This window comes from Streptomyces sp. P9-2 (assembly GCF_051903975.1).
Classification (GTDB): domain Bacteria; phylum Actinomycetota; class Actinomycetes; order Streptomycetales; family Streptomycetaceae; genus Streptomyces; species Streptomyces cellulosae.
The window spans coordinates 4,117,269-4,143,550 of the sequence record NZ_CP192633.1; the positions used below are offsets into that span (position 1 = coordinate 4,117,269).

15 protein-coding genes and 3 rRNA genes are annotated in these 26,282 nt (G+C 68.6%); 13 read left to right on the forward strand and 5 right to left on the reverse strand.

Annotation, left to right across the window (positions count from 1 at the left end; translation table 11 throughout):
* Window positions 1–6 precede the first annotated feature (6 nt).
* Complete coding sequence (locus ACQY0Z_RS18890; RefSeq protein ID WP_439812562.1) at window positions 7–3,651, forward strand: hydantoinase B/oxoprolinase family protein; 3,645 nt, start codon at window positions 7–9, stop codon at window positions 3,649–3,651.
* Entirely contained in the window at window positions 3,632–4,237 is a 606-nt protein-coding gene (locus tag ACQY0Z_RS18895) for a GTP-binding protein (RefSeq protein ID WP_254586872.1), read from the forward strand. Before ACQY0Z_RS18890 ends, ACQY0Z_RS18895 begins: the two co-directional genes overlap by 20 nt.
* 83 nt (window positions 4,238–4,320) lie before the next feature.
* Here ACQY0Z_RS18895 and glpK read toward each other — a convergent pair whose 3' ends face one another.
* Entirely contained in the window at window positions 4,321–5,832 is a 1,512-nt protein-coding gene (gene glpK / locus ACQY0Z_RS18900) for a glycerol kinase GlpK (protein WP_189905929.1), read from the reverse strand.
* Between the two features lie 27 nt (window positions 5,833–5,859).
* Complete coding sequence (locus tag ACQY0Z_RS18905) at window positions 5,860–6,585, reverse strand: MIP/aquaporin family protein (protein WP_189905927.1); 726 nt, start codon at window positions 6,583–6,585, stop codon at window positions 5,860–5,862.
* Window positions 6,586–6,912: 327 nt separating this feature from the next.
* On the opposite strand from ACQY0Z_RS18905, the gene ACQY0Z_RS18910 reads away from it, so the two are divergent.
* Both ACQY0Z_RS18910 and ACQY0Z_RS18915 read left to right on the forward strand, forming a co-directional pair.
* Window positions 6,913–7,722 carry a M15 family metallopeptidase gene (locus ACQY0Z_RS18910; protein ID WP_439812563.1) on the forward strand — a complete coding sequence of 270 codons (810 nt, stop codon included), beginning with the start codon at window positions 6,913–6,915 and terminating at the stop codon, window positions 7,720–7,722.
* Between the two features lie 48 nt (window positions 7,723–7,770).
* Entirely contained in the window at window positions 7,771–8,301 is a 531-nt protein-coding gene (locus tag ACQY0Z_RS18915) for an NUDIX domain-containing protein (RefSeq protein ID WP_189905923.1), read from the forward strand.
* Here ACQY0Z_RS18915 and ACQY0Z_RS18920 read toward each other — a convergent pair.
* Window positions 8,292–10,412: a glycoside hydrolase family 31 protein gene (locus ACQY0Z_RS18920; RefSeq protein ID WP_439812564.1), complete on the reverse strand. Its 2,121-nt coding sequence runs from the start codon at window positions 10,410–10,412 to the stop codon at window positions 8,292–8,294. The two genes, ACQY0Z_RS18915 and ACQY0Z_RS18920, sit on opposite strands and share 10 nt — an antisense overlap.
* Before the next feature lie 213 nt (window positions 10,413–10,625).
* On the opposite strand from ACQY0Z_RS18920, the gene ACQY0Z_RS18925 reads away from it, so the two are divergent.
* Window positions 10,626–12,593, forward strand: coding sequence for an acetoacetate--CoA ligase (locus ACQY0Z_RS18925; RefSeq protein WP_439812565.1), 1,968 nt, complete (start codon window positions 10,626–10,628; stop codon window positions 12,591–12,593).
* Between the two features lie 89 nt (window positions 12,594–12,682).
* Window positions 12,683–13,573 carry a hypothetical protein gene (locus ACQY0Z_RS18930; RefSeq protein WP_254586876.1) on the forward strand — a complete coding sequence of 297 codons (891 nt, stop codon included), beginning with the start codon at window positions 12,683–12,685 and terminating at the stop codon, window positions 13,571–13,573.
* 88 nt (window positions 13,574–13,661) lie between these two features.
* Here the strand turns inward: ACQY0Z_RS18930 and ptsP are convergent, their stop codons facing one another.
* Both ptsP and ACQY0Z_RS18940 read right to left on the reverse strand, forming a co-directional pair.
* A complete protein-coding gene (gene ptsP, locus ACQY0Z_RS18935) occupies window positions 13,662–15,332 on the reverse strand; it encodes a phosphoenolpyruvate--protein phosphotransferase (RefSeq protein ID WP_254586877.1) in 1,671 nt (556 codons plus the stop codon).
* Between the two features lie 94 nt (window positions 15,333–15,426).
* Complete coding sequence (locus ACQY0Z_RS18940) at window positions 15,427–15,876, reverse strand: PTS sugar transporter subunit IIA (protein ID WP_189905913.1); 450 nt, start codon at window positions 15,874–15,876, stop codon at window positions 15,427–15,429.
* Between the two features lie 567 nt (window positions 15,877–16,443).
* Here ACQY0Z_RS18940 and ACQY0Z_RS18945 point away from each other — a divergent pair.
* The 7 genes from ACQY0Z_RS18945 (at window position 16,444) to ACQY0Z_RS18975 (ending at window position 26,281) form a co-directional block, all read left to right on the forward strand.
* Window positions 16,444–17,971, forward strand: a 16S ribosomal RNA gene (locus tag ACQY0Z_RS18945).
* 308 nt (window positions 17,972–18,279) lie between these two features.
* Window positions 18,280–21,405 (forward strand): 23S ribosomal RNA (locus tag ACQY0Z_RS18950).
* An 89-nt stretch (window positions 21,406–21,494) separates the two neighbouring features.
* Window positions 21,495–21,611 (forward strand): 5S ribosomal RNA (rrf, locus tag ACQY0Z_RS18955).
* Together the 16S, 23S and 5S rRNA genes form the textbook arrangement of a ribosomal RNA operon.
* Before the next feature lie 108 nt (window positions 21,612–21,719).
* Entirely contained in the window at window positions 21,720–22,328 is a 609-nt protein-coding gene (locus tag ACQY0Z_RS18960) for a CDP-alcohol phosphatidyltransferase family protein (RefSeq protein WP_189904911.1), read from the forward strand.
* A 114-nt stretch (window positions 22,329–22,442) separates the two neighbouring features.
* On the forward strand, window positions 22,443–24,938 hold the full coding sequence (locus ACQY0Z_RS18965; RefSeq protein WP_189904913.1) for a mannose-1-phosphate guanyltransferase: 2,496 nt from the start codon (window positions 22,443–22,445) through the stop codon (window positions 24,936–24,938).
* Window positions 24,939–25,049: 111 nt separating this feature from the next.
* On the forward strand, window positions 25,050–25,952 hold the full coding sequence (locus ACQY0Z_RS18970) for a DUF881 domain-containing protein (RefSeq protein ID WP_189904916.1): 903 nt from the start codon (window positions 25,050–25,052) through the stop codon (window positions 25,950–25,952).
* Entirely contained in the window at window positions 25,949–26,281 is a 333-nt protein-coding gene (locus ACQY0Z_RS18975) for a small basic family protein (protein ID WP_006134295.1), read from the forward strand. The genes ACQY0Z_RS18970 and ACQY0Z_RS18975 overlap by 4 nt, the downstream gene beginning before the upstream one ends.
* Window position 26,282 lies beyond the last annotated feature (1 nt).

Sequence of the window (26,282 nt, forward strand, 5' to 3'; positions counted from 1 at the left end):
AGTGACGTGACAGGCTGGCAGTTCTGGGTCGACCGAGGCGGCACCTTCACCGACATCGTCGCGCGCCGCCCCGACGGCAGGCTGCTCACCCGCAAGGTCCTCTCCGACAACCCCGACCCGGACCGCTCGGGCCCGCCCGGCGCCGACGCGGCCGTGATCGGCGTCCGCGCGCTGCTCGACGGGTCCGGCGACCCCGTCGAGGCCGTTCGCATGGGGACCACCGTCGCCACCAACGCCCTCCTCGAACGCACGGGCGAGCGCACCCTGCTGGTCGTCACCCGGGGCTTCCGCGACGCCCTGCGGATCGCCTACCAGAACCGCCCGCACCTCTTCGCGCGCCGTATCGACCTGCCCTTACCGCTCCACGAGCGGGTGATCGAGGTGGACGAACGCGTCGCCGCCGACGGCACCGTGCTGCGCGCCCCCGACCTCGACGCCCTCGAAGGCCCGCTGCGGCAGGCGTACGACGACGGTATCCGGGCCGTCGCCGTGGTCTGCCTGCACAGCGACCGCCACCCCGCCCACGAACAGGGCGTCGGGGAACTCGCCGCCCGCGTCGGCTTCCCGCAGATCTCCCTGTCCAGCGAGGTCAGCCCGCTGATGAAGCTGGTGCCGCGCGGGGACACCGCCGTCGTCGACGCCTACCTCTCACCCGTGCTGCGCCGCTACGTGCGCCAGGTCGCCGACGCGCTCGAAGGCGTACGGCTGATGTTCATGCAGTCCAACGGCGGGCTCACCGAGGCCAGTCAGTTCCGCGGCAAGGACGCCATCCTGTCCGGGCCGGCCGGCGGGATCGTCGGCATGGCCCGCATGTCGCAGCTCGCCGGGTTCGACCGGGTCATCGGCTTCGACATGGGCGGCACCTCCACCGACGTCTCCCACTTCGCCGGCGAGTACGAGCGGGTGTTCACCACGCAGATCGCCGGGGTGCGGCTGCGCGCGCCGATGCTCGACATCCACACCGTCGCCGCCGGCGGGGGCTCGGTCCTGCACTTCGACGGCTCCCGCTACCGTGTGGGACCCGATTCCGCGGGCGCCGACCCCGGCCCCGCCTGCTACCGGCGCGGCGGCCCGCTCGCCGTGACCGACGCCAACGTCATGCTGGGCCGCATCCAGCCCGCGCACTTCCCCGCCGTGTTCGGCCCCGGCGGCGACCAGCCGCTCGACGCGGACGTGGTCCGCGCCCGCTTCACGGCTCTCGCCCGCGAGATCCACGAGAGCACCGGCGACGACCGCACCCCCGAACAGGTCGCCGAGGGCTATCTCCAGATCGCCGTCGCCAACATCGCGGCCGCGGTCAAGCGGATCTCCGTGCAGAAGGGCCACGACATCACGCGGTACGCCCTCACCACCTTCGGCGGGGCCGGCGGCCAGCACGCCTGCATGGTCGCCGGCTCCCTCGGCATCCGCACCGTCCTGGTGCCGCCCATGGCGGGCGTGCTGTCCGCCCTCGGCATCGGCCTCGCCGACACCACCGCCATGCGCGAACGCTCCGTCGAGGCCCCGCTGGAGCCCGCCGCCATGCCTCGCGTCCACGCGACCGCCGACGAGCTGGAGGCGGCGGCCCGCGCCGAACTCCTCGCCGAGGACGTCCCCGAGGAGCGCGTCGAGGTCACCCGGCGGGCGCAGCTCCGCTACGACGGCACCGACACCACCCTCACCGTCGGGCTCACCGACCCGGACACCATGCGGCGCGCCTTCGAGGAACGGCACCGCGCCACCTACTCCTTCATCCTCGACCGCCCGGTCGTCGTCGAGGCCCTCTCCGTCGAGGCCACCGGCACCACTCAACCCCCCGATCTCTCCGCCCTCGCCACCTGGTCGGGCCGGCCCGCCGCACCCGTCACCGTCCGCCTCCACACCGGCGGCGCCTGGCGCGACGTCCCCCTCCACCGCCGCGATGACCTCCCTCCCGGCGAGACCGTCACCGGCCCCGCGATCATCGCCGAGGACGGCTCCACGACCGTCGTCGACGACGGCTGGCAGGCAGCGACGACCGACGACGGACACCTGGTCATGGAACGCGTGGCCGTCACGCAGAGTTCCGAAGTCGACACGGACGTCGATCCGGTCCTGCTGGAGATCTTCAACAACCTCTTCATGTCCATCGCCGAACAGATGGGCGCCCGCCTGGAGTCCACCGCCCAGTCCGTCAACATCAAGGAACGGCTGGACTTCTCCTGCGCCCTGTTCGACCCCGACGGGAACCTGGTGGCCAACGCCCCGCACATCCCCGTCCACCTCGGCTCGATGGGGACCAGCGTCAAGGAGGTCATCCGGCGGCGCGGCGCCTCCATGCGCCCCGGCGACACCTACGCCGTGAACGATCCGTACCACGGCGGCACCCACCTGCCCGACGTCACCGTCATCACCCCCGTCTTCGGCACCCCTCAGGACGGCACGGACCCCGAAGTCCTCTTCTACGTCGCCTCCCGCGGCCACCACGCCGAGATCGGCGGCATCGCCCCCGGCTCCATGCCCGCGAACAGCCGCACCATCGACGAGGAGGGCGTCCTCTTCGACAACTGGCTGCTCACCGAGAACGGCCGGTTCCGCGAGGAGGAGACCGTCCGCCTCCTCACCGAGGCCCGCCACCCCTCCCGCAACCCGGCCACCAACCTCGCCGACCTGCGCGCCCAGATCGCCGCCAACCACAAGGGCGTCGAAGAGGTCGGCCGCATGATCGACACCTACGGACTCGACGTCGTCCAGGCCTACATGCGGCACGTCCAGGACAACGCCGAGGAAGCGGTGCGCCGCGTCGTCGACGCCCTGGACGACGGCGAGTACGCCTACGAGACCGACGCGGGCGCCGTCATCCGCGTCAAGGTGGGCGTGGACCGCGCCGCACGCTCCGCGACCATCGACTTCACCGGCACCTCCCCGCAGCTCGCCACCAACTTCAACGCGCCCTTCTCCGTCGTCAACGCGGCCGTCCTGTACGTCTTCCGCACCCTCGTCGCCGACGACATCCCGCTCAACGACGGCTGTCTGCGGCCGCTGCGCATCGTCGTCCCGCCCGGCTCCATGCTGGCGCCCGAACCCCCGGCCGCCGTCGTCGCGGGCAACGTGGAGACCTCACAGGCCGTCACCGGCGCCCTCTACGCGGCGCTCGGCGTCCAGGCCGAGGGGTCCGGCACCATGAACAACGTGACCTTCGGCAACGCCCGCCACCAGTACTACGAGACCGTGGCGTCCGGCTCCGGCGCGGGGGACGGGTACGACGGCGCGCCCGTCGTCCAGACCCACATGACCAACTCCCGGCTCACCGACCCGGAGATCCTGGAGTGGCGACTGCCGGTCCGGCTCGACGAGTTCGCCGTGCGCCGGGGCAGCGGCGGCGCCGGACGGTGGCGCGGCGGCGACGGAGGCGTACGCCGCATCCGTTTCCTGGAGCCCATGACCGTCTCCACGCTGTCCCAGCACCGCAGGGTCCCGCCCTACGGCATGGCGGGCGGACTCCCAGGAGCCACGGGCGCCAACCGGATCGAACGCGCCGACGGCACCGTCACCCGGCTCGCCGGCAGCGACTCGGCGGACGTCGGCCCCGGCGACGTCCTCGTCATCGAAACCCCCGGCGGCGGGGGATACGGCCCGCCGCCCGACCACCATCGAGCAGGAGAAGAGACCGATGATCTTCGGGCGTTCTGAGCGCGGCAAGCCCCCGGTCGAGCCCGTCACGCTCAAGATCCTGGTGGCTGGCGGCTTCGGCGTGGGCAAGACCACGCTCGTCGGCGCGGTCAGCGAGATCAGGCCGCTGCGCACCGAGGAACTCCTCACGGAGGCCGGGCGGCCCGTCGACGACACCAGCGGCGTCGAGGCGAAGAGCACCACCACCGTGGCCATGGACTTCGGGCGCATCACCCTGCGCGAGGACCTGGTGCTGTACCTGTTCGGCACGCCCGGCCAGGAGCGGTTCTGGTTCATGTGGGACGAGCTGTCCGAGGGCGCGCTCGGCGCGGTCGTCCTCGCCGACACCCGGCGCCTGGAGGACTGCTTCGCCGCCGTCGACTACTTCGAGCGGCGCGCCATACCCTTCGTGGTCGGCGTCAACTGCTTCGAAGGCTCCGCCCGTTACCCGGAGGACGCGGTACGCCGGGCCCTCGACCTCGACGACGACGTACCGCTGGTGCTGTGCGACGCGCGCGACCGCGAGTCGGTCAAGGAGGTCCTGGTCGGCGTCGTCCAGCACGCCATGACCCAGGCCGCGCGGCGGCGCAGCGCGGTCACCACCTGACCCGGCCGCGAGGACGCGGCCCGTGCTCCCGCCGACAGGAGCACGAGCCGCCGCACGACGGACAGGCACCACGCGCGCGTGCCTCAGTCCTCGCCCTCCTCGACCCAGCCGAGGCTCTTCTCCACCGCCTTCCGCCAGTTGCGGTACTCACGGTCCCGCACGGACGTCTCCATCGCGGGCGTCCACTCGGCGTCCCTCTGCCAGTGCGACTTCAGCTCGTCCAGACCGTTCCACACACCCGTGGCGAGCCCGGCCGCGTAGGCGGCGCCCAGACAGGTCGTCTCCGACACCCGGGGCCTGATCACCGGTACCCCGAGCACGTCCGCCTGGTGCTGCATCAGCAGGCCGTTCTTCGTCATGCCACCGTCCACCTTCAGGGTGGTGATGCGCACCCCGGAGTCCTGGTACATGGCGTCGACGACCTCACGCGTCTGCCAGCTCGTCGCCTCCAGCACCGCCCGCGCCAGGTGCGCCTTGGTGACGTAACGGGTCAGACCCGTGACGACACCGCGCGCGTCGGAGCGCCAATAGGGGGCGAAGAGGCCGGAGAACGCGGGCACGATGTACGCGCCGCCGTTGTCCTCCACGCTCGCCGCGAGCGGCTCGATCTCGTCCGCGGAGCGGATGATGCCGAGCTGGTCGCGGAACCACTGCACCAGCGCGCCCGTGATGGCGATCGACCCCTCCAGGCAGTACACGGGCGCCTCGTCGCCGATCTTGTAGCCCATGGTGGTGAGCAGCCCGTGCTTCGACGGCACCGGCCGGTCGCCGGTGTTGAGCAGCAGGAAACTCCCGGTGCCGTAGGTGTTCTTGGCGGTGCCGACGTCGTAGCAGGCCTGTCCGAAGACCGCCGCCTGCTGGTCGCCCAGCGCGGAGGCGACGGGCACCCCGGCGAGCTGGCCCACGGCGGTGCCGTAGACCTCGGCGGAGGACCTGATCTCCGGGAGGACCGCCTCCGGGACGTTCATCGCCTCCAGGATGGACGAGTCCCACTGGAGGGTCTCCAGGTTCATCAGCATGGTCCGCCCGGCGTTGGTCACGTCGGTGACGTGCCGTCCGCCGTCGGTGCCGCCGGTGAGGTTCCAGATCAGCCAGGAGTCGATGGTGCCGAAGGCGATCTCGCCGTTCTCGGCGCGGGCCCGCAGCCCGGGCACGTTGTCCAGCAGCCAGGCCGCCTTGGGCCCGGAGAAGTAGCTGGCCAGCGGCAGCCCCGTGCGGTCGCGGAACCGGTCCTGCCCGTCGGAGCCGCCGAGTTGCGCGCACAGTCCGGCGGTCCTGGTGTCCTGCCACACGATGGCGTTGTGCACGGGCTTGCCCGTGGACCGGTCCCACAGGACCGTCGTCTCACGCTGGTTGGTGATGCCCAGGGCGCTGAGCCGGCCGGCGCGCAGGCCCGCCTTGGCGAGCGCGCCGGCCACCACGGCCTGCACCTTGGACCAGATCTCCGTGGCGTCGTGCTCCACCCAGCCCGGCTTCGGGAAGATCTGGCGGTGCTCGCGCTGGTCGACGGCGACGATCGCGCCGTGCTGGTTGAAGACGATGCAACGGCTGGAGGTGGTGCCCTGGTCGATCGCGGCGACGAACTTGTCCGTCATGGCGTCCCCTTCGTCGGTGCTGCGGGATCAGAACGCTGCGTTGAACACGAGCCCGGACAGCGCCCCGCCGATGAGCGGCCCCACGACGGGGACCCAGGCGTACCCCCAGTCCGAGGTGCCCTTGCGGGGGATCGGGAGCAGCGCGTGCACGATGCGCGGGCCGAGGTCACGGGCCGGGTTGATGGCGTATCCGGTGGGGCCGCCGAGCGACAGGCCGATGCCGACCACCAGGAACGACACGATGAGGATCGCGGTGCCCGACTCGCCGAGCCCCTTGGTGAGCCCGAACGCCAGGATCGGCAGCACCAGGCCCATGGTGGCGATGATCTCGGTGACGAGGTTGGCGACCGGGCGACGGATCGCCGGGGTGGTGGAGAAGATGCCCAGCGTCGGCTGGGAGATGTCCTCCTCCGCGTTGGCCTCGAACTGCGCGTAGTAGACCAGCCAGCACAGCAGGGCGCCCAGCATCGCGCCGACCATCTGCCCGGCCACGTAGACGTGGACCTTGTCCCACTCGCCGGTGTCGATGGCGATCCCCAGGGTGACCGCCGGGTTGAGATGGCCCCCGGACAACGGGGCCGCGGTGTACGCCCCGGCCATCACGCCGAAGCCCCAGCCGAACGCGATGACCACCCAGCCGGCGTCCTTCGCCTTCGAGTAGTTGAGGACGACGGCGGCGACCACGCCGGCGCCGAAGAGTATGAGGATGGCGGTGCCGATGACCTCGCCGACGAATATGTCTCCGTTGCTCATGGCGGCTCCTGGGCCGGGGCCCAGGACGGTCGGCCCCGGACCTCACGTGCAGGGTGCGTTTCCCGTGGCGACTTCAGCCGAAGGCAGGGAGGATCCGCGCCCCGCCCGGCGTCCGTGACGAGCGTGCCGTCGCAGCCGCATCGCCCGTGGGGGAGTCCTGGCGTGGTGAACGCCTGCCGTGGCGCACCAAAATGCGCCGAGATGTACGGCGATGTCGACTGACACCGGAAGTGTTCACCGGCGGTCAGGAAGCGTCAAGGTCGGTGACAGAACGGGTCGGGGCGCCTGCTTCCGCGCGGTGGCCCCCGTCTGATAGATGCAGGGGACATGACACGTTCTTCCCGCGCGGTACGCGCCCTGGTCACCACCCTCGCCGCCCTGCTCACCGCGACCGCCGTGGCCGCACCCGCCCGGGCGACCCCCGAACCCAAGGCGCCCCGCGACTTCGTGGCCCTCCACAGCGTCGACCCGACGATCCTCCACGAGATCCGCTACGTCACCCCGCACAACTTCACCGGCGAGCGCATCGACGGCTACCGGCAGCCCCTGTGCATCCTCACCCGCCCCGCCGCCGAGGCCCTCCGCACCGCCCAGCGCCGGCTGCTGCCGCAGGGCTACTCCCTCAAGGTGTACGACTGCTACCGCCCGCAGCGCGCCGTGGACCACTTCGTCCGCTGGGCCGAGGACCTCGACGACCAGACCATGAAGGCCGAGTTCTATCCGAACGTCGACAAGACCCGCCTGTTCGCCGACGGGTACATCGCCGAGAAGTCCGGCCACAGCCGCGGCTCCACGGTCGACCTCACCGTGGTGAAACTCCCCGCCCGTCCCACACGCCCCTACCGCCCGGGCGAGCCCCTCACCCCCTGCTTCGCGCCCCAGGACGAGCGGTTCCCCGACAACTCCGTGGACATGGGCACCGGTTACGACTGCTTCGACACCCTCAGCCACACCCTCGACCCGCGCATCACGGGCGAACAGCGCGCCAACCGGATGCTGCTCAAGAACACCCTGGAGGACCTCGGCTTCGTGAACCTCGCCGAGGAGTGGTGGCACTACACCTTCAAGCCCGAGGCCTACCCGGACACCTACTTCGACTTCCCGGTGTCCCGCCGGTCCCTCGCCGGCCACCGCTAGACCGCCCTAACGGAGACGCCCCTTCCGTCATCGGATACAGTCCCGCGCGTGTCCGATAATCACGCTTCCAACTCCGCGGCGGGCAGCCACTGTTCGTCCTGCGGCGCGCCCTACGGAGAGGGCGTCTCCGGCTGGCCGCGCACCTGCCCCGCCTGCGGCGCCGTCGCCTACCGCAACCCGCTCCCGGTCGCCGTGGCCCTCCAGCCCGTGTACGACACCCAGGGCACCGCCCTGGTCGTCGTCACCCGCGCGATCCCGCCCGCCAAGGGCGGCACCGCCCTGCCCGGCGGCTACATCGACCACGGCGAGGACTGGCGCCAGGCCGTCGTCCGCGAACTCAAGGAGGAGACCGGCCTCGACGCGGAGAGCCGCGACGTCCGCCTCGTCGACGCCATGAGCGCACCCGACGGCCATCTGCTGCTGTTCGGCCTGCTCCCCGAACGCCCGGCGGCCGACCTGCCCGCCTCCGCGCCCACCGACGAGACCGAGGGCACGCACCTGCTGCGCCGCCCCGAGGAACTCGCCTTCCCCCTGCACACCGTGGCGGTGCGCGCCTTCTTCGAGGGCCGCTACATCTGACCGCCCGGTCCGTCGAGCCCGCGGACCCGTACCGGCCGGGACGGCTCCAGGGCGCCGTCCTCCGTTTCGCGCCGTACGACGACCCGCGGGCCCGAGCGGGTCACCGAGTACCGCTCGACCTGCGGTCCGTCCCCGCCGTCCCCGTCGTCCGGCACCACCAGCCCGCCCCCGCTCCGGCCCGAGGCGGGCGCCCACACCTCCAGCTCGGTCCCGCCGCCCTCCCCGCGCACCGGCACCACCGCGCCTGCCCGCGCGAACACGGGTATGTGCTCCAAGGGCGCGTCCACCAGCACCTTCGCCGGCCCCTCGTACGCCCGCCCCGTCGCCGTGTCGTACCACCGCCCGCGCGGCAACCGCACCTCACGCCGCACCGCGCCCGGCTCCAGCACCGGCGCCACCAGCAGCGCGTCCCCCAGCAGGAACGCGTCCTCACAGTCCCGCACCTCCCGCTCCTCCGGCGCCGGCCACCACAACGGCCGCACCATCGGCGCCCCGGTCCGCTGCGCGAGATGCGCCAGCGTCACGAAGTACGGCATCAGCCGCCGTCGTTCGCCCAGCGCCACGCGCGCGTAACCCAAGACGACCGCGCCGTACTCCCACGGCCCGGAGCCCGTGCGCAGCAAGGGCAGATACGCGGCCAACTGGAGTTGCCGTACGTACAGTTCGGAGGAGCCGTTCCTGTCGTCGCCCACGACGTCCGGCCCGGAGAACGGCACACCGCACAGCCCGAGCCCCAACACCCGCGCGAGCGACGCCCGCAGTCCTGCCCACCCCGGGGCGCCCTCGCCCAGCCACACCCCGCCGTACCGCTGCAGCCCGGCCCACCCGGAGCGTGACAGCACCCACGGCCGCTCGTCGGCGGGCACCTCGTCCCGCAGCCCTTCGTACGCGGCCCGGGCCAGTCCCAGTGCGTCCACGCGCCCGCCCCGCACGGAGGCGTCGCCCGTGTGCCACACCCCGGCGAAGCCCTGCGCCGCCTGCCCCGCGTACCCCACGCGCGCGTCGGTGAGATCCGGGCGGGGCGCCTCGACGGGCCACCTCTCCGCAGGCACCGCCGACACCAGCCGTATCCCCTCCCGCCGCAGCTCGTCCGCCAGCACCGGCAGCTTCGGGAAACGGTCCTGGTCGACCGTGAACGCACGCCCGCCGTCCAGATGACCGTCCCCCAGATGCACCGCGTCCAGCGGCAGCCCCCGCTCCTGGTGACCGGCGACCACCCGCCGCGCCTCGTCCTCGCCGCCGCACCCCTCCCGGACGTGGTGGTGGCCGAACGCCCACGCGGGCGGCAGCGCCGGCGCCCCGGTGAGCGACGCCCACATCAGCAGGACCCGCGCAGGTGTGCCCACCATCACCCAGCCGCGCACCGGACCGCCCTCCATGCGCAGCTCGCTCGTGCCCACCCGGTCGTGGCCGGAACCGGCGCCCTCCACGCCCTCCCGCACGGTCACCGTGCCGTCCCACGGGTTGTCGACGAACAGCAGATGCGTGCCCGCGTCCGCCACCACCAGCTGCACGGGCACGGTCACCGGCGCCGCGCTCACCCCCTTCCCCTCCCGCGACCGGGGCGCCTCCGCCCGGCCGCCCGGACCGAAGAAACGGGCGTCCGCCGGAACCTCCGACCGCAGCAACCACCGCGCCGGACCTCGATCCTCCGCCTCCCACCACCGCGGCGGCAGATCCCGCCGCAGCATCACACCGCCGGGCGTCAGCACCTCCAGCGCGCCGTGCCGCGACACCGCGACCGTCACCCGCTCGGCCACCACACGCCAGCCGCCGTCCGTGTCCGGCTCCAGCTCGGCCCGCGGATCCGGCTCGGGACACGCGCCGGCCAGCGCGTACGACGGCTCCGGACCGGTCCCGTCCCACCCCCAGAACACCGCGCCGTTCACCGCGACGAGGATCCGCAGCTCCGAGCGGGCGAACCGGATCACACCCCCGCCGGGACCCGGCTCCACCTCCCGCACGGCCCCCGGCACCCGCGCCCGCACCGGCCCCGGCCCGGTGGCGTCCGCACCCCGCCTGCGCCACGCTGCTCGTACGGTACGCAACCCTCGTGCCGCTCCCGCCACACCGACCGACCACCACGAACGCACCAGGTCACGACCGTTCATGTTGCTCACCCTGCCATCGACCGCGCCCCGCAAGCGTGGCGTTCAACTCCCGTTCACCCGTGATCGGACCACATCTTCACGACGGGGACTATGTGGGGGGCACCCTGGTGCGGAAGTCGATCACGTGGCATCGTCCCTGTCAGCCGCGTCACGCGCACACCCCAGCCCGTGCGCGGAGGACGCACACGACGCGCACAGTCCGGGAGCCGCCCCATGTCGACCGTGAACCCCCAGCCGCTCTGGCAGCCCGATCCGGAACGCATCGCTCAGGCACAGGTGACCACATTCCAGGCCTGGGCGGCGGAGCACCACGGCGCCCCCGCCGACGGCGGATACCCGGCACTGCACCGCTGGTCCGTCGAGGAACTGGAGACCTTCTGGAAAGCGGTCACCGAGTGGTTCGACGTCCGCTTCACCACGCCGTACGAGCGCGTCCTCGGCGACCGCTCCATGCCAGGCGCCCAGTGGTTTCCCGGCGCGACCCTCAACTACGCCGAGCACGCCCTGCGCGCCGCCGCCTCCCGCGCGGACGAGCCGGCCCTGGTCCACGTCGACGAGACCCACGACCCCCGGCCCGTCACCTGGGCCGAACTGCGCCGCCAGGTCGGGTCCCTCGCCGCCGAACTCCGCGCCCTCGGCGTACGCCCCGGCGACCGGGTCAGCGGCTACCTGCCGAACATCCCCGAGGCCGTCGTCGCCCTCCTCGCCACCGCTGCCGTCGGCGGCGTGTGGACCTCCTGCGCCCCCGACTTCGGCGCCCGCAGCGTCCTCGACCGCTTCCAGCAGGTCGAACCGGTCGTCCTGTTCACCGTCGACGGCTACCGCTACGGCGGCAAGGAGCACGACCGCAGCGAGATCGTCGCCGAACTCCGCCGCGAACTGCCCACCCTGCGCGCCGTCGTGCACATCCCGCTGCTCGGCACCGACGCCCCCGACGGCGCCCTGGAATGGTCCGCCCTCACCGCCGGCGACACCGAACCGGTCTTCGAGCAGGTGCCCTTCGACCACCCCCTGTGGGTGCTCTACTCCTCCGGCACCACCGGACTGCCCAAGGCCATCGTCCAGTCCCAGGGCGGCATCCTCGTCGAGCACCTCAAGCAGCTCGGCCTGCACTGCGACCTCGGTCCCGACGACCGCTTCTTCTGGTACACCTCGACCGGCTGGATGATGTGGAACTTCCTCGTCTCCGGCCTCCTCACCGGCACCACCGTCGTCCTCTACGACGGCAGCCCCGGCTACCCCGACACCGGCGCCCAGTGGCGCATCGCCGAACGCACCGGAGCCACCCTCTACGGCACCTCCGCCGCGTACGTGATGGCCTGCCGCAAGGCCGGCGTCCACCCCTCGCGTGACCACGACCTGTCCGCCGTGACGTGCGTGGCCACCACCGGCTCCCCGCTGCCGCCCGACGGATTCCGCTGGCTGCACGACGAGGTCCGCGATGACCTGTGGATCGCCTCAGTCAGCGGCGGCACCGACGTCTGCTCCTGCTTCGCCGGAGCCGTCCCCACCCTCCCCGTGCACGTCGGCGAGCTCCAGGCCCCCTGCCTCGGCACCGACCTGCAGTCCTGGGACCCCAGCGGCAAGCCCCTCACCGACGAGGTCGGCGAACTCGTGGTCACCAACCCCATGCCGTCCATGCCCATCCACTTCTGGAACGATCCCGACGGCAGCCGCTACCACGACAGCTACTTCGACACCTACCCCGGCGTCTGGCGCCACGGCGACTGGATCACCCTCACCTCGCACGGCTCCGTCGTCATCCACGGCCGCTCCGACTCCACCCTCAACCGCCAGGGCGTCCGCATGGGCTCCGCCGACATCTACGAGGCCGTCGAACGCCTCCCCGAGATCAAGGAGTCCCTGGTCGTCGGCATCGAACAGCCCGACGGCGGCTACTGGATGCCGCTCTTCGTCCACCTGGCGCCTGGCGCCACCCTCGACGACGACCTGACCGACCGCATCAAGAAGACCATCCGCACCCAGCTCTCGCCCCGGCACGTCCCCGACGAGATCATCGAGGTGCCCGGCATCCCGCACACCCTCACCGGCAAGCGCATCGAGGTCCCGGTCAAGCGACTCCTCCAGGGCACCCCCCTGGAGAAGGCCGTCAACCCCGGCTCCATCGACAACCTCGACCTGCTCGCCCACTACCAGGAGCTGGCCCGCACCCGCCCCTGACCCGTCACGCCAGTCTCCTCCTCCGCACCCGTTGTCAGTGCCGCCGATTACGGTGAGTGAGCATTGATCGACCGTGCAGAGGGGGAGACATGGCGTACACCGACCACCGGACCCTGCGACGCGTCCTGCGCCGCGAGATCGTGGGCACCATCGGCGTGCTCACCGACGAACACGACTTCCGCGCCATGCGGCGCTACGACAGCTTCGTCTTCGACGACCACGCCACCTACCTGAAACACGTCGAAGCCGTGCTGCGCACCCGCGCCCTCCAGGGCGGCCACACCACGGTGGCCCTCTTCGACCCCGAGGAGTACGCCGACTGGTGCGCGCAGCACGGCCTCGACCCCGACAGCCACCTCAGCCGCACCCGCTTCACCGCCGAGCGCGCCGCCACAGGACCCGCCGTCCCCTACGACGGCCGGCCCCTGTCGGACCTGATGACCACCCTCGTCGACGAGGCCGTCCGCCGTGCCACCTGGGAGTACGCCACGATGCTCCTCGCCCGCCTCGGCCCCTGCGCCTCCTGCGGCGAGGACCTCGGACACGCCGCCTTCAGCCGCGCCTCCCGCCTGGTCTCCCGCATCCTCGACAGCGCGCCGCCGGGCGACCGACATCTCGTCTGCAGCGTCTCCGGACCACCCGAATCCCTGGTCGCCGTGCTGCACGCCGACGACACCGACGAGGGCGTGCACCTCGACGAGACCGAGGCCCTGGAGTTCACCACCGTCCTGGCCGTCGGCCTCGCCACCGCGGGCCCCGGCGGCCTCGTGATGCGCACCAGCACCCCCGGCGAACCCGACCGCATCCACGGCTGGCGCATCCGCAGCCACGGACTGATCCCCCTCACCGCGGGAGAGGTCTTCGACGCCTACTGCACCGACACCGAGACCGGCGAGATCATCCCGCCCGAATCCAACGTCGACTACTGCGCGTCACCCGACCTCACGGACGCCGACCCCGGCCCGGACCACCGCCACTGACCGGGGCCGGGAACGGGGACAGCACGAGGGGCGCCCCACCGGAGTGGGGCGCCCCTCGGGACACCGCGTTGTCGATGCCGGGCGAGGACTACTCGCCCGACAGCACCGCCTGCGCCGCGTTCCGCGCCTCGTCCGCGCCGTCCGCGGCCCGCGCGGCGGCGGCGGCCCGCTCGCACTGCGCCAGCGTGAACTTCGCCAGCGAGGCACGCACATAAGGAATGGACGCCGCACCCATCGACAGGGAGGTGACACCCAGCCCCGTCAGCACACACGCCAGCAGCGGATCCGACGCGGCCTCACCGCACACACCGCAGCTCTTGCCCTCGGCCCGCGCCGCCTCCGCGGACAGCGCCACCAGGTCGAGCAGCGCCGGCTGCCACGGATCCTGCAGCCGGGAGACCGCACCCACCTGACGGTCCGCGGCGAACGTGTACTGCGCGAGGTCGTTCGTGCCCAGCGACAGGAACTCCACCTCCTGCAGCACCGAACGCGCCCGCAGCGCCGCCGACGGGATCTCCACCATCGCGCCGTACTTCGCCCGCAGCCCGGCCGCACGGCACGCGTCCGCGAACGCCTTCGCGTCGGCCCGGTCCGCCACCATCGGGGCCATCACCTCGAGGTGGACCGGCAGCCCCTCCGCGGCCTTGGCCAACGCCGTCAGCTGGGTGCGCAGCACCTCCGGGTGGTCGAGCAGGGTCCGCAGACCCCGCACGCCCAGCGCGGGGTTCGGCTCGTCGCCCGGCGTGAGGAAGTCCAGCGGCTTGTCCGCGCCCGCGTCCAGCACCCGCACCACGACACGCCCCTCGGGGAACGCCTCCAGCACCTGCCGGTACGCCTCGACCTGCTTCTCCTCGGACGGAGCGTTCTTGCTGTCGTCCAGGAACAGGAACTCGGTACGGAACAGGCCGACGCCCTCGGCGCCCGCCTCGACCGCCGCCGGGACGTCCGCCGGCCCGCCGATGTTCGCCAGCAGCGGCACCTTGTGCCCGTCAGCGGTCGCACCTGGGCCGGTCGCCGCAGCGAGAGCGGCCTTCCGCTCGGCCGCCGCGGCCTCCAGGGCGGCCCGTCGCTCCTCGGTCGGGTTCACGAAGATCTCGCCCGAGCTCCCGTCGACCGCTATCAGCGTGCCCTCGGCGATCTCACCGGCCCCCGGCAGGGCCACGACCGCCGGCACACCCAGCGCACGCGCCAGGATGGCGCTGTGACTGGTCGGCCCGCCCTCCTCGGTCACGAAACCGAGCACCAGCGTGGGGTCCAGCAGCGCGGTGTCCGCCGGCGCGAGATCCCGCGCCACCAGCACGTACGGCTCGTCGCTGTCCGGCACGCCCGGCATCGGCACGCCGAGCAGCCGCGCCACGATGCGGTTGCGCACGTCGTCCAGGTCGGCGACCCGGCCCGCCAGGTACTCGCCCGCGTTCGCCAGCAGCTCGCGGTACGCGGCGAACGCGTCGTACACCGCGCGCTCGGCGGAGCTGCCGACGGCGATGCGCCGGTCCACGTCGGCCATCAGCTCGGGGTCCTGCGCCATCAGGGCCTGCGCCTCGAGCACCGCCTGGGCCTCGCCGCCCGCGAGGTTCCCGCGCGCGGTCAGATCGGCCGCGACCGCCTCCACGGCCTGACGGGCGCGCTGCTGCTCGCGCTCCGCCTCCTCCGCCGGGATCTGCTTGGCCGGCGGCTCCAGCACCGCCGTGCCCATGTGCCGAACCTCGCCGATCGCCACACCGTGGCTCACGCCGACGCCTCGCAGCGTTGTCTCCATCTCACCCGTCTCCGGTAAAAGCGGCGGGTCGCGCCGCAGCGTCCGATGTCTCTGTGCCGTCGCCCTGTGCCGTCAGTCAGGGGACGGCGTCACGTCACTTCCAGAGGAAGAGGGTGTCGCCCGCCTTCACGTCGCCGTCCTCACGGAGCTCGGAGAGGGCGTCCGCCGTGGCCTCCAGCGCCACGACCGGGCACACCGGGGACTTGCCGGCGGCCTCGACGGCGGCCGGGTTCCAGCGCACGATGCTCTGCCCGCGTGTGACGGTGTCGCCCTTGTTGACGAGCAGCTCGAAGCCCTCGCCGTTGAGCTGGACGGTGTCGATGCCGAGGTGGGTGAGCACGCCGTGCCCGCTCTCGTCGACGACGACGAACGCGTGCGGGTGTAGAGAGACGATCACGCCGTCGACGGGGGAGACGGCCTCGGAAGGCTCCCGCACGGGGTCGATCGCGGTGCCCGGGCCGACCATGGCCCCGGAGAAGACCGGATCGGGCACGGACGCCAGTCCGATGGCCCGTCCTGCAAGCGGGGACGTCACGGTGGTCATGGGAGTCCTCCCAGGAGATGGAGATCTGTACGAGCGCCGTCACTGGCTGTCTCCGGCGTGCTGTTCAGCAGGGTATGTCATGAGACGTACCGGTTCCGGGGGACAGATCCAGATCCATGGTCCAGACAAGAGGTCTAGACCACCCACCCTAATGGATTTGCACGCGGTCTGCGACCCCGTGTACAGTCTTAAACCTGCCTGGGGCTGAGGGGTGCAGTCACGCATCCAGGACCCGGCAGCAATCCAACTCGTCAGATCCTAACTTTGGATCATCTTCCGCATGCCTGCGGAACGGTGGTCAGAGGGCCGGAAAAACACTGATAGAGTCGGAAACGCAAGACCGAAGGGAAGCGCCCGGAGGAAAGCCCGAGAGGGTGAGTACAAAGGAAGCGTCCGTTCCTTGAGAACTCAACAGCGTGCCAAAAGTCAACGCCAGATATGTTGATACCCCGTCTCTCTGAGACGAGGTTCCTTTGAAGAAATACACAGCGAGGACGCTGTGAACGTCGGGATTATTCCTCCCGATGTTCCGCTCTCGTGATGTGTGCACCCGATCACGGGTAAACATTCACGGAGAGTTTGATCCTGGCTCAGGACGAACGCTGGCGGCGTGCTTAACACATGCAAGTCGAACGATGAACCACTTCGGTGGGGATTAGTGGCGAACGGGTGAGTAACACGTGGGCAATCTGCCCTGCACTCTGGGACAAGCCCTGGAAACGGGGTCTAATACCGGATACTGATCGCCTTGGGCATCCTTGGTGATCGAAAGCTCCGGCGGTGCAGGATGAGCCCGCGGCCTATCAGCTTGTTGGTGAGGTAATGGCTCACCAAGGCGACGACGGGTAGCCGGCCTGAGAGGGCGACCGGCCACACTGGGACTGAGACACGGCCCAGACTCCTACGGGAGGCAGCAGTGGGGAATATTGCACAATGGGCGAAAGCCTGATGCAGCGACGCCGCGTGAGGGATGACGGCCTTCGGGTTGTAAACCTCTTTCAGCAGGGAAGAAGCGAAAGTGACGGTACCTGCAGAAGAAGCGCCGGCTAACTACGTGCCAGCAGCCGCGGTAATACGTAGGGCGCGAGCGTTGTCCGGAATTATTGGGCGTAAAGAGCTCGTAGGCGGCTTGTCGCGTCGGTTGTGAAAGCCCGGGGCTTAACCCCGGGTCTGCAGTCGATACGGGCAGGCTAGAGTTCGGTAGGGGAGATCGGAATTCCTGGTGTAGCGGTGAAATGCGCAGATATCAGGAGGAACACCGGTGGCGAAGGCGGATCTCTGGGCCGATACTGACGCTGAGGAGCGAAAGCGTGGGGAGCGAACAGGATTAGATACCCTGGTAGTCCACGCCGTAAACGGTGGGCACTAGGTGTGGGCGACATTCCACGTCGTCCGTGCCGCAGCTAACGCATTAAGTGCCCCGCCTGGGGAGTACGGCCGCAAGGCTAAAACTCAAAGGAATTGACGGGGGCCCGCACAAGCGGCGGAGCATGTGGCTTAATTCGACGCAACGCGAAGAACCTTACCAAGGCTTGACATACACCGGAAAACCCTGGAGACAGGGTCCCCCTTGTGGTCGGTGTACAGGTGGTGCATGGCTGTCGTCAGCTCGTGTCGTGAGATGTTGGGTTAAGTCCCGCAACGAGCGCAACCCTTGTCCCGTGTTGCCAGCAGGCCCTTGTGGTGCTGGGGACTCACGGGAGACCGCCGGGGTCAACTCGGAGGAAGGTGGGGACGACGTCAAGTCATCATGCCCCTTATGTCTTGGGCTGCACACGTGCTACAATGGCCGGTACAATGAGCTGCGATACCGCGAGGTGGAGCGAATCTCAAAAAGCCGGTCTCAGTTCGGATTGGGGTCTGCAACTCGACCCCATGAAGTCGGAGTCGCTAGTAATCGCAGATCAGCATTGCTGCGGTGAATACGTTCCCGGGCCTTGTACACACCGCCCGTCACGTCACGAAAGTCGGTAACACCCGAAGCCGGTGGCCCAACCCCCTTGTGGGGAGGGAGCTGTCGAAGGTGGGACTGGCGATTGGGACGAAGTCGTAACAAGGTAGCCGTACCGGAAGGTGCGGCTGGATCACCTCCTTTCTAAGGAGCACTTCTCACCAACTTCGGTTGGTCAGAGGCCAGTTCATCAGCGAACGTCTGATGCTGGTTGCTCATGGGTGGAACGTTGACTACTCGGCACGGTCCAGGATGGACCAGGCGCTAGTACTGCTCTTCGGGGCGTGGAACGCTGATCTGGTCAACTGACTGTGTCGGGCACGCTGTTGGGTGTCTGAGGGTACGGCCGTGTGGTCGCCTTCAGTGCCGGCCCCAGTGAACTCCGGGTTTTTCCGGGGGTGATGGGTGGTTGGTCGTTGTTTGAGAACTGCACAGTGGACGCGAGCATCTGTGGCCAAGTTTTTAAGGGCGCACGGTGGATGCCTTGGCACCAGGAACCGATGAAGGACGTGGGAGGCCACGATAGGCCCCGGGGAGTCGTCAACCAGGCTTTGATCCGGGGGTGTCCGAATGGGGAAACCCGGCAGTCGTCATGGGCTGTCACCCGCTGCTGAACACATAGGCAGTGTGGAGGGAACGCGGGGAAGTGAAACATCTCAGTACCCGCAGGAAGAGAAAACAACCGTGATTCCGGGAGTAGTGGCGAGCGAAACCGGATGAGGCCAAACCTACGACGTGTGAGACCCGGCAGGGGTTGCGTCGTGGGGGTTGTGGGATCTCTCTTGATCAGTCTGCCGGCTGGTCGACGAGTCAGAAACCGTTGATGTAGGCGAAGGACATGCGAAAGGTCCGGCGTAGAGGGTAAGACCCCCGTAGTCGAAACGTCAGCGGCTCGTTTGAGAGACACCCAAGTAGCACGGGGCCCGAGAAATCCCGTGTGAATCTGGCGGGACCACCCGCTAAGCCTAAATATTCCCTGGTGACCGATAGCGGATAGTACCGTGAGGGAATGGTGAAAAGTACCGCGGGAGCGGAGTGAAATAGTACCTGAAACCGTGTGCCTACAAGCCGTGGGAGCGTCGCGCAAGGACTTTGTCCTTGCGTCGTGACTGCGTGCCTTTTGAAGAATGAGCCTGCGAGTTTGCGGTGTGTTGCGAGGTTAACCCGGGTGGGGAAGCCGTAGCGAAAGCGAGTCCGAACAGGGCGTTTTTAGTAGCACGCTCAAGACCCGAAGCGGAGTGATCTAGCCATGGGCAGGTTGAAGCGGAGGTAAGACTTCGTGGAGGACCGAACCCACCAGGGTTGAAAACCTGGGGGATGACCTGTGGTTAGGGGTGAAAGGCCAATCAAACTCCGTGATAGCTGGTTCTCCCCGAAATGCATTTAGGTGCAGCGTCGTGTGTTTCTTGCCGGAGGTAGAGCACTGGATAGGCGATGGGCCCTACCGGGTTACTGACCTTAGCCAAACTCCGAATGCCGGTAAGTGAGAGCGCGGCAGTGAGACTGTGGGGGATAAGCTCCATGGTCGAGAGGGAAACAGCCCAGAGCATCGACTAAGGCCCCTAAGCGTACGCTAAGTGGGAAAGGATGTGGAGTCGCACAGACAACCAGGAGGTTGGCTTAGAAGCAGCCACCCTTGAAAGAGTGCGTAATAGCTCACTGGTCTAGTGATTCCGCGCCGACAATGTAGCGGGGCTCAAGCGTACCGCCGAAGTCGTGTCATTCACACAATAGGGCCAACGCCTGTGTGGATGGGTAGGGGAGCGTCGTGTGCCGGGTGAAGCAGCACCGGAAGGTAGTTGTGGACGGTTCACGAGTGAGAATGCAGGCATGAGTAGCGATACAAACGTGAGAAACGTTTGCGCCGATTGACTAAGGGTTCCTGGGTCAAGCTGATCTGCCCAGGGTAAGTCGGGACCTAAGGCGAGGCCGACAGGCGTAGTCGATGGATAACCGGTTGATATTCCGGTACCCGCTGTGAAGCGTCAAACATCGAATCCAGTGATGCTAAGCCCGTGAAGCCGCCGGCTGAGTCTTCGGACGAGGTCGGAGTGGTGGAGCCGGTGACCCGAGCTGGTAGTAGGTGAGTGATGGGGTGACGCAGGAAGGTAGTCCATCCCGGGCGGTGGTTGTCCCGGGGTAAGGGTGTAGCCCGAGTGGTAGGCAAATCCGCCACTCGTATAAGGGTGAGACCTGATGCCGAGCCGATTGTGGTGAAGTGGATGATCCTATGCTGTCGAGAAAAGCCTCTAGCGAGTTTCATGGCGGCCCGTACCCTAAACCGACTCAGGTGGTCAGGTAGAGAATACCGAGGCGTTCGGGTGAACTATGGTTAAGGAACTCGGCAAAATGCCCCCGTAACTTCGGGAGAAGGGGGGCCATTCCTGGTGAGAGCACGTGCTGCTCGAGCTGGGGGTGGCCGCAGAGACCAGCGAGAAGCGACTGTTTACTAAAAACACAGGTCCGTGCGAAGCCGTAAGGCGATGTATACGGACTGACGCCTGCCCGGTGCTGGAACGTTAAGGGGACCGGTTAGCTCACCTTCGGGTGGGCGAAGCTGAGAACTTAAGCGCCAGTAAACGGCGGTGGTAACTATAACCATCCTAAGGTAGCGAAATTCCTTGTCGGGTAAGTTCCGACCTGCACGAATGGCGTAACGACTTCTCGACTGTCTCAACCATAGGCCCGGTGAAATTGCACTACGAGTAAAGATGCTCGTTTCGCGCAGCAGGACGGAAAGACCCCGGGACCTTTACTACAGTTTGATATTGGTGTTCGGTTCGGCTTGTGTAGGATAGCTGGGAGACTGTGAAGCTCGGACGCCAGTTCGGGTGGAGTCGTCGTTGAAATACCAGTCTGGTCGTGCTGGATGTCTAACCTGGGTCCGTGATCCGGATCAGGGACAGTGTCTGATGGGTAGTTTAACTGGGGCGGTTGCCTCCTAAAGAGTAACGGAGGCGCCCAAAGGTTCCCTCAGCCTGGTTGGCAATCAGGTGTTGAGTGTAAGTGCACAAGGGAGCTTGACTGTGAGACCGACGGGTCGAGCAGGGACGAAAGTCGGGACTAGTGATCCGGCGGTGGCTTGTGGAAGCGCCGTCGCTCAACGGATAAAAGGTACCCCGGGGATAACAGGCTGATCTTCCCCAAGAGTCCATATCGACGGGATGGTTTGGCACCTCGATGTCGGCTCGTCGCATCCTGGGGCTGGAGTCGGTCCCAAGGGTTGGGCTGTTCGCCCATTAAAGCGGTACGCGAGCTGGGTTTAGAACGTCGTGAGACAGTTCGGTCCCTATCCGCTGTGCGCGTAGGAGTCTTGAGAAGGGCTGTCCCTAGTACGAGAGGACCGGGACGGACGAACCTCTGGTGTGCCAGTTGTTCTGCCAAGGGCATGGCTGGTTGGCTACGTTCGGGAGGGATAACCGCTGAAAGCATCTAAGCGGGAAGCCTGCTTCGAGATGAGGACTCCCACCTCCATGAGAGGGTAAGGCTCCCAGTAGACGACTGGGTTGATAGGCCGGATATGGAAGCACGGTAACGTGTGGAGTTGACCGGTACTAATAGGCCGAGGGCTTGTCCTCAGTTGCTCGCGTCCACTGTGTTGGTTCTGAAACCATGAACAACCCCATGCCGGGTCATGGTGTGGTGCCGGTTGTCAGTTTCATAGTGTTTCGGTGGTCATAGCGTAGGGGAAACGCCCGGTTACATTCCGAACCCGGAAGCTAAGCCTTACAGCGCCGATGGTACTGCAGGGGGGACCCTGTGGGAGAGTAGGACGCCGCCGAACTCCTTTTACAGCTCCGGCTCTTGGGCTCCCGCCCGAGAGCCGGAGCTTTTTCGCGTTGCGGTAGGGTCGAGGAGCATCGTAGAAACGTTTCCCACAGGAGGATCCCGGGTGGAGGTCCAGGAGACACGGGTCCAGACAGACCGTGTCCTCACCATCCCGAACGTGCTCAGCATGGCGCGGCTCGTCGGCGTACCCCTGTTCCTCTGGCTGATCCTCAGGCCGGAGTTCGGCGGGCCGAAGAGCGACGGCTGGGCGCTCCTGGTGCTGGCCTTCAGTGGCGTCAGCGACTACCTGGACGGCAAGCTCGCCCGTCGGTGGAACCAGATCAGCAGCCTCGGCCGGCTGCTCGATCCCGCGGCCGACCGGCTGTACATTCTCTCGACCCTGGTCGGGCTCACCTGGCGGGAGATTCTGCCGCTCTGGCTGACCGTCGTGCTGCTGGCCCGGGAGCTGGTCCTCCTGGTCATGGTGGGCATCCTGCGGCGCCACGGCTATCCGCCGCCGCAGGTGAACTTCCTGGGGAAGGCCGCCACCTTCAACCTGATGTATGCCTTCCCGTTGCTCCTGCTCAGTGACGGTAGTGGCTGGATCTCGTCACTCGCTGAAATTTTCGGCTGGGCGTTCGCCGGATGGGGTACAACCCTCTATTGGTGGGCAGGAGTGCTCTATGTGGTCCAAGTCCGCCGCTTGATCCGTGCGGACGCCATGGCCGATTGACTCGCTTCTTCACGCGCAACGTGGCGCGCGATGTCCCACGCTGAATAAGCGTGCGGCAATCCTGGCGGGTGAAGTCGGCCAGACCGTCGTCTCTTCGAGGAGGACGCTTCCGACATGAAGGCCGTCGTGATGGCCGGGGGCGAAGGCACCCGTCTTCGCCCCATGACCTCAAGCATGCCCAAGCCGCTCCTGCCGGTGGCCAACCGGCCGATCATGGAGCACGTTCTGCGGCTGCTCAAAAGGCACGGGCTCAACGAAACCGTTGTGACTGTCCAGTTCCTTGCCTCGCTCGTCAAGAACTACTTCGGTGACGGCGAGGAGCTCGGAATGGAGCTCACCTATGCCAATGAGGAGAAGCCACTCGGTACCGCCGGGAGCGTCAAGAACGCCGAGGAGGCATTGAAGGACGATGCCTTTCTCGTCATCTCCGGCGATGCCCTCACGGACTTCGACCTCACCGAGCTGATCAATTTCCACAAGGAAAAGGGCGCTCTGGTCACGGTCTGCCTGACCCGCGTGCCCAACCCGTTGGAATTCGGCATCACCATCGTCGACGAAGAGGGTAAGGTCGAGCGCTTCCTCGAGAAGCCGACCTGGGGCCAGGTCTTCTCCGACACGGTGAACACCGGCATTTACGTGATGGAGCCCGAGGTCTTCGACTACGTCGAGCCCGACGTTCCCGTCGACTGGTCCGGTGACGTCTTCCCGCAGCTGATGAAGGAAGGCAAGCCGGTCTACGGCTATGTCGCCGAGGGCTACTGGGAGGACGTCGGCACCCACGAGAGCTACGTCAAGGCCCAGGCCGACGTCCTCGAGGGCAAGGTCGACGTCGACATCGACGGGTTCGAGATGGCTCCCGGCGTGTGGGTCGCCGAGGGCGCCGAGGTGCATCCCGACGCCGTGCTCCGCGGGCCGTTGTACATCGGCGACTACGCGAAGGTCGAAGCCGGCGCGGAGCTCCGCGAACACACGGTCGTCGGCTCCAACGTCGTCGTCAAGAGCGGCGCCTTCCTGCACAAGGCCGTGGTGCACGACAACGTGTACGTAGGCCCGCACAGCAACCTGCGCGGCTGCGTCGTCGGCAAGAACACCGACATCATGCGCGCCGCGCGGATCGAGGACGGCGCCGTCATCGGCGACGAATGCCTGATCGGTGAAGAATCGATCGTTCAGGGCAACGTCCGGGTCTACCCCTTCAAAACCATCGAGGCCGGCGCCTTCGTCAACACCTCGGTCATCTGGGAGTCCCGCGGTCAGGCGCACCTCTTCGGCGCGCGGGGCGTCTCCGGCATCCTGAACGTCGAGATCACCCCCGAGCTCGCCGTCCGCCTCGCCGGCGCCTACGCGACGACCCTGAAGAAGGGCTCGACCGTCACCACGGCCCGCGACCACTCCCGAGGCGCCCGCGCCCTCAAGCGCGCGGTGATTTCCGCGCTGCAGGCCAGCGCCATCGACGTACGCGACCTGGAGAACGTGCCGCTGCCCGTGGCGCGGCAGCAGACCGCGCGGGGCAGCGCCGGCGGCATCATGATCCGCACCACACCCGGCGTGCCCGACTCCGTCGACATCATGTTCTTCGACGGGCAGGGCGCCGACCTGTCGCAGGGCAGCCAGCGCAAGCTGGACCGTGTGTTCGCGCGGCAGGAGTACCGGCGTGCCTTCCCCGGCGAGATCGGCGACCTGCACTTCCCGGCGAGCGTCTTCGACTCCTACACCGGGTCGCTGCTGCGGAACGTCGACATCACCGGTATCGCCGAGGCCGGGCTGAAGGTCGTCGTCGACGCGTCCAACGGCAGCGCCGGCCTGGTGCTGCCCAGTCTGCTCGGCAAGCTGGGCGTCGACTCGCTGACGATCAACCCCGGTCTGGACGAGTCCCGGCCCACCGAGACGGCCGACATGCGGCGCGCCGGCCTGGTGCGGCTCGGGGAGATCGTGGCGTCCTCCGGCGCCGCCTTCGGCGTCCGCTTCGACCCCGTCGGCGAGCGGCTGTCGCTGGTCGACGAGAAGGGGCGGATCGTCGAGGACGACCGGGCTCTGCTGGTCATGCTCGACCTGGTCGCCTCCGAGCGGCGCAGCGGCCGTGTCGCCCTGCCGGTGACCACCACCCGCATCGCCGAGCAGGTCGCGGCGTACCACGGCACGCAGGTCGAGTGGACGACCACCTCGCCCGACGACCTCACCCGCGTCGGCGGTGAGGAAGGCACGATCTTCGGCGGCGACGGCAAGGGCGGCTTCATCGTCCCCGAGTTCAGCAGCGTCTACGACGGCACGGCGGCGTTCGTCCGGCTCATCGGGCTGGTCGCGCGCACCCAGCTGACGCTGAGCCAGATCGACGCCCGTATTCCGCGGGCGCACGTCCTCAAGCGGGACCTGGCGACCCCGTGGGCCGTCAAGGGCCTGGTCATGCGGCGCGTCGTCGAGGCGGCCGGGGACCGCTACGTGGACACCACCGACGGCGTGCGCGTGGTGGAGGCCGACGGACGCTGGGTCATGGTGCTGCCCGACCCGGCCGAGGCCGTCACCCATCTGTGGGCCGAGGGTCCCGACGACGCCTCCGCGCAGGCACTGCTCGACGAGTGGTCGGCGGTCGTGGACAGCGCCGGCAGGTGACCCTCCCGCAGTAGAAGCGACGACCGGCGGCGTACCGGCCCGGGACCCCGGAAGGGGCCCGTCCGGCACGCCGCCGGGGTCGTTCGGAGGTCGGGGGCGTGGCGTGCGACTATGTGCGGCATGCCGCAGCAACCCCCCGTTCGGAGCACACCCGCGCGGCCCGCGCGCCCGGACGCGTCCATGTCGTTGATCACCAACGTGATGGACCACAGTCTCGACGACGGCTACGCCGAGGCGGCCGCCCGGAAGCGGCGCGAGGGGACCGGCGGTCTGCCGAGGACCCTGCGGGCGAAGCTCGGTCTCGCCGCGGGACTCGTCCTCGCCGCGTGCATCGTCACCCTCGGCGCGGCCCAGGCCCAGGTCGCCGCTCCGGTCGTCGCCAAGGAGCGCGAGGAACTGATCGACCGGATCGACGAGGAGACCGCGGCCGCCGACCGTCTCGAGAAGAGCGTCGACGAACTGCGCGAGGAGGTCAGCGCCCGGCAGCGGGAGGCGCTGCGGGACAGCGGCGGCGACCGGTCGACGCTCATGGGCATCCTCTCCGGCGCCACGCCCGTCCACGGACCGGGCGTACGGCTCGTGGTGAACGACGCCGAGGACACCGCCGACGGCGGCGACGGCGACGCGCGGTCCACGTCCGGCTTCTCCGACACCGGCCGGGTCCGGGACCGTGATCTCCAGCGGGTCGTCAACGGGCTGTGGGAGTCCGGCGCGGAGGCCGTCTCGATCAACGGGCGGCGGTTGACCGCCCTGTCGGCGATCAGGGCCGCGGGAGACGCGATACTGGTCGACAACAAGCCGCTGGTGCCGCCGTACACGGTGCTGGCGGTGGGGGACGGCGAAGAACTGGGGGACCGGTTCCAGAACAGCGCCGACGGGGTGTATCTGCATGTCCTGCAGGAGAACTACGGCATCCGGACGGCCCTGTCCGTGGAGGACGACGTCCGGCTGCCCGCCGCACCGAGCGTGACCGTACGAACCGCACAGCCGATAACCGAGAAGGGCACATCGTGATCGCCGTACTGGGCCTCATTGTGGGAGTGGTGGCCGGCCTGTTGGTCCGGCCCGAGGTGCCGGCGGTCGTCGAGCCCTATTTGCCGATCGCCGTCGTCGCCGCGCTGGACGCCGTGTTCGGCGGTCTGCGGGCCATGCTCGACGGGATCTTCGACGACAAGGTCTTCGTGGTGTCGTTCCTGTCGAACGTCGTCGTGGCCGCGCTGATCGTGTTCCTCGGCGACAAGCTGGGCGTCGGGGCGCAGCTGTCCACGGGTGTGGTGGTCGTCCTCGGCATCCGCATCTTCTCCAACGCCGCGGCGATCCGCCGCCATGTGTTCCGGGCGTGAG